6 protein-coding genes are annotated in these 4,668 nt (G+C 66.9%); all 6 read right to left on the reverse strand.

Translation table 11 applies throughout. The annotated features are described in order from the left end of the window. Positions 1-332, reverse strand: a 332-nt coding sequence (locus tag V7E09_RS14490; protein ID WP_324523609.1) for an RNA polymerase-binding protein RbpA, incomplete at its 3' end; no start/stop codon positions are given. Positions 333-393: 61 nt separating this feature from the next. Further along, positions 394-672, reverse strand: a complete 279-nt coding sequence (secG, locus tag V7E09_RS14495; protein WP_324510415.1) for a preprotein translocase subunit SecG — start codon at positions 670-672, stop codon at positions 394-396. Positions 673-746: 74 nt separating this feature from the next. Then, positions 747-1,532 (reverse strand): triose-phosphate isomerase, encoded by a 786-nt coding sequence (gene tpiA, locus V7E09_RS14500; protein WP_324510409.1) that lies wholly within the window; start codon positions 1,530-1,532, stop codon positions 747-749. 4 nt (positions 1,533-1,536) lie between these two features. After that, the gene (locus V7E09_RS14505; protein ID WP_324510410.1) at positions 1,537-2,730 is read right to left on the reverse strand and encodes a phosphoglycerate kinase; all 1,194 of its coding nucleotides are present in this window, start codon (positions 2,728-2,730) and stop codon (positions 1,537-1,539) included. A gap of 39 nt (positions 2,731-2,769) precedes the next feature. Further along, positions 2,770-3,774: a type I glyceraldehyde-3-phosphate dehydrogenase gene (gap, locus tag V7E09_RS14510; RefSeq protein WP_324510411.1), complete on the reverse strand. Its 1,005-nt coding sequence runs from the start codon at positions 3,772-3,774 to the stop codon at positions 2,770-2,772. Positions 3,775-3,916: 142 nt separating this feature from the next. Next, the coding region (whiA, locus tag V7E09_RS14515) for a DNA-binding protein WhiA (RefSeq protein ID WP_324523610.1) at positions 3,917-4,668 on the reverse strand (752 nt) is incomplete at its 5' end.

The following is a 4,668-nucleotide window of genomic DNA, read 5'->3' on the forward strand; positions in this document are numbered from 1 at the left end:
CGACGGCTCCGCAACGAATCGAGCGCTTCGGCGAGGATCGCCTTGGCCTCGTCGTCGGAGCGGCGCTCCTTCACGTAGGCCAGGTGCGTCTTGTACGGCGTGATCTTCGGGGGCGGCGGCGGGTTCTCGGCGTCCCTGTTGGCCGGCAGGCCGCAGCGGGGGCAGTCCCATTCTTCGGGGATCTGCGCCTCGGCCGCGAACGCGGGGCGCGTCTCGTGCCCGTTGCTGCAGAAGAACGAGATGTACAGGCGCGGCGCGGCGTCACCGCGCTCGGCCTCGCCCATCGGTCCCGCACCGACGCGGCTACCACGGATCGCACTACCACCGGCCACGAATGAACCTCTCCAAACGACGTGTTGAGACGAACAACGAACAGAAAATCAGGGGGTGTCGCTAGCCCAGGACGCCGACGTCGGGGAACCAGCGGTAGAGCGTCAGCAGCCCGAGCACGCACGCGAGCCACAGCAGGCCGATAATGATCGTGAGCCGATCCAGGTTCCGCTCGGCCACCGAGGTGCCGCCCATCGTCGTGGACATGCCCCCTCCGAACAGGTCGGACATGCCACCGCCCCGGTTCTTGTGCAGCAGGACGAACAGTGCCAGTGCCGACGAGGTGAGGATCAGCAGGATCGACACCGTCATAATCGGCCACGTGAGCAGGGGCAACACCATCACCCAGACATTCTAACCCAGATACGAGGAGACCCCGACCAGTCGGTCGGGGTCTCCTCGAGTCTTGAAGCGAATCAGGCTGCGGCGTAGAACAGCACGATCTGTGCGAACTCCTCAGCCACCAGGCATGCACCGCCGACGAGGGCGCCGTCCACGTCGGGCTGCCCCATGATCGCCACGACGTTCCCGGCCTTCACCGAGCCGCCGTACTGGATGCGGACCTTCTCGGCCGCCTCAGCACCGAGCAGTTCACCCACGCGGACGCGGATCGCACCGCAGACCTCCTGGGCGTCCTCGGGCGTCGCCACCTCGCCGGTGCCGATAGCCCACACGGGCTCATAAGCGATGACCAGCGAGCCGACCTGCTCGGCCGTCAGACCGGCCAGCACGGCGTCGACCTGGGCCAGCACGAAGGGCACCTGCTCGCCGGCCTTGCGGACGTCGAGCTTCTCGCCCACGCAGATGATCGGCGTGATGCCCGCGGCCAGGGCGACCTTCGCCTTCTCATTGATCAGGGCATCCGTTTCACCGTGGTACTCACGGCGCTCGGAATGCCCGACGACCACGTAACTGCAGTTCAGCTTGGCCAGCATGTCCGCGGACACCTCACCGGTGTAGGCGCCCTTGTCGTGAACCGAGATGTCCTGAGCGCCGAACTGCAACGGCAGCTTGTCGCCTTCGATGAGCGTCTGCACCGTCCGCAGGTCGGTGAACGGCACCAGCAGCGCCGTCTCGGACTTGCTCGGGTCGTACTTGGCGTCAGCCAGCGTCCACGCGAGCTTCTGGACCAGCCCAGCCGCCTCGACGTGGTTGAGGTTCATCTTCCAGTTGCCCGCGATCAGCGGGGTACGGTTCGACACGTTGTCAGTTACCTTCCAAAACGTCCAGGCCCGGGAGCTTCTTGCCCTCGAGGTACTCCAGCGAAGCGCCGCCACCGGTGGAGATGTGGCCGAACTCATCGTCGGCGAAGCCGAGTTGACGCACGGCCGCCGCCGAGTCGCCGCCGCCCACGACGGAGAACGCATCGGAATCGGCCAGCGCCTGCGCGACGGCCTTGGTGCCCGCGGCGAAGGAGGCCATTTCGAACACGCCCATGGGGCCGTTCCAGAAGACGGTCTTCGCGCCCTTGATCGCGTCGGCGTACAGCGCGGCGGTCTTGGGGCCGATGTCGAGGCCCATCTTGTCGGCCGGGATCTGGTCGGAATCGACGACCTCGATGCCCTCGCCCTCACCGAACTCAGGCGAGACGACCGTGTCGACGGGGATCAGGATCTGCTTGCCCTGGGCCGCAGCCTCCTCCAGGTAGCCCCGGACGACGTCGACCTTCTCGGCGTCCAGGATCGAGGAACCGACCTCGTAGCCCTTCGCCTTGAGGAACGTGTAGCCCATACCGCCGCCGATGATCAGCGTGTCCGCGACCTTGAGCAGGTTGTCGATGACCGAGAGCTTGTCGGCGACCTTCGCGCCGCCCAGAACGACCACGTAGGGACGCTCGGGGTCTTCGGTCAGCTTCTTCAGCACCTCGACCTCCTTGGCCACCAAGTGACCGGCACCGCTGGGGAGGAGCTTGGCAATGTCATAGACGGAGGCCTGCTTGCGGTGCACGACGCCGAAGCCGTCGGAGACGAACACGTCGCCGAACTCCGCGTACTTCGCTGCGAGCGCCTCACGCTCGGCGTCCACCTTCGACTCCTCGGCGGGTTCGAAGCGCACATTCTCCAGCAGCACGATCGCGCCGGGGGCCAGCGCCGCGACGGCCTCGTGGGCCGCCGGGCCGACGACGTCACCGGCCAGCGTGACGTCGGCATCGATCAGTTCTCCCAGGCGCGCGGCGACCGGCGCCAGGGAGTACTTCTCGTTCACCTGCCCCTTCGGGCGACCCAGGTGAGCCATCACGACGACCTTCGCACCCGCCTGGGTGAGCTGCGTCAGGGTCGGCAGCGCCGCCTTGATCCGCCCGTCGTCGGTGATCGTTTGACCGTCCAGCGGGACGTTGAAATCGCAGCGGATCAGCACGCGCTTGCCGTGCAGATCCCCCAGATCGTTGATGGTTCTCACCTGGATACGCCTTTCAGGGTCAGGTTAGGGGTTGGGTGATCAGAGATCCTTGCCGACCAGGACAACCAGGTCGACGAGGCGGTTGGAGTAGCCCCACTCGTTGTCGTACCAGCCCACGACCTTCACCAGGTTGCCGATGACCTTGGTCAGGCCGGCGTCGAAGATGCAGGAGTGGGGATCGGTCTCGATGTCCTTGGACACGATCGGATCCTCGGTGTAGGACAGGATGCCCTTGAGCGGACCCTCGGCAGCGGCCTTCAGCGCAGCGTTGATCTCCTCGACGGAGGTCTCCTTCTTCGCGAGGAAGGTCAGGTCGGTGGCCGAGCCGGTCGGGGTCGGAACGCGCAGCGCGTAGCCGTCGAACTTGCCCTTCAGATCGGGCAGGACCAGGGCGACCGCAGCGGCGGCACCGGTCTTGGTGGGAACGATGTTCAGGGCGGCGGCGCGGGCGCGACGCAGGTCGCTGTGCGGGCCGTCCTGCAGGTTCTGATCGGCGGTGTAGGCGTGGATCGTGGTCATGAGGCCACGCTCGATGCCGACCGTCTCCTCGAGCACCTTGGCCATCGGGGCCAGGCAGTTCGTGGTGCAGGACGCGTTCGAGATGATGGTGTCGGTCGCGGCGTTGTAGTCGCCCTCGTTGACGCCCATGACGATCGTGATGTCCTCGCCCTTGGCCGGCGCGGAGATGACGACCTTCTTGGCACCACCGACGAGGTGGGACTTGGCGTCCTCGGCCTTCGTGAACCGTCCGGTGGACTCGACGACGACGTCAGCGCCGACCGAGGCCCAGTCCAGCTTGCTCGGGTCGCGCTCCTCGAAGACGCGGATCGTCTTGCCGTCGACGGTGATGGACTCCTCGTCGAAGGTGACCTCGCCGGGGAAACGGCCGAGGATCGAGTCGTACTTGAGCAGGTGAGCCAGGGACTTGTTGTCCGTCAGGTCGTTGACGGCGACAACCTCGGCGTCCGCACCGGAAGCCAGCAGGGCGCGGAGGAAGTTGCGGCCGATGCGGCCGAAGCCGTTGATGCCAACCTTCACAGTCATGTAATGGGTCTCCTTCGATAAGGAATCTCGTCACGCTCGAGACGAGAACTGGACGCCTGCCATCGTACCCAACATCCGATGGACACATCGAGGGAACGGCAGTTGTCCACCCTTCGATCACACACCCGTCACCAAGGCGAAATCAGTCGTCCTCCAGCATGTCGGGCGTCAGGTTCGCCTCGGTGCCCGGAATCCCCTCATCGTCGGCTCGCTTGTCGGCGGTGGCCAGCAGCCGCCGGATCCGACCCGCCACGGCGTCCTTCGTCAGCGGCGGCTCGTGGAGCTGGCCCAACTCCTCCAGGCTCGCCTGCTTGTGCTCGAGCCGCAGCAGCCCTGCGGTCCGCAAGTGCTCGGGCACATCCTCGCCGAGAATCTCCAACGCCCGCTCGACCCGGGCCCCGGCGGCCACGGCGGCCCGGGCGGAACGGCGCAGGTTCGCATCATCGAAGTTGGCCAGCCGGTTCGCCGACGCCTTGATCTCGCGTCGCATCCGGCGTTCCTCCCACTTCAGCAGCGTCTCGTGGGCACCCAGCCTGGTCAGCATGGTCGCGATGGCGTCCCCGTCGCGGATCACGACCCGGTCCACTCCACGGACCTCGCGCGCCTTTGCGCTCACGTCGAGCCTGCGTGCGGCCCCGACCAGCGCGAGCGCCGCCTCCGACCCGGGGCAGGTGACCTCCATCGACATCGAGCGTCCGGGCTCGGTGAGGGAGCCATGAGCCAAGAAGGCGCCTCGCCACACCGCCGTCGCCACATCGAGGCCGCCGCCGACCACCGCGGCGGGCATGCCCCGCACGGGACGCCCGCGGGAGTCGATCAGGCCCGTCTGCCGAGCCAGCGAGTCACCATCACGGATGAGGCGAACCACGTAGCGGGTGCTGCGCCGCAGCCCGG

This window comes from Propioniciclava sp., assembly GCF_036744435.1.
Taxonomy (GTDB): Bacteria; Actinomycetota; Actinomycetes; order Propionibacteriales; family Propionibacteriaceae; genus Propioniciclava.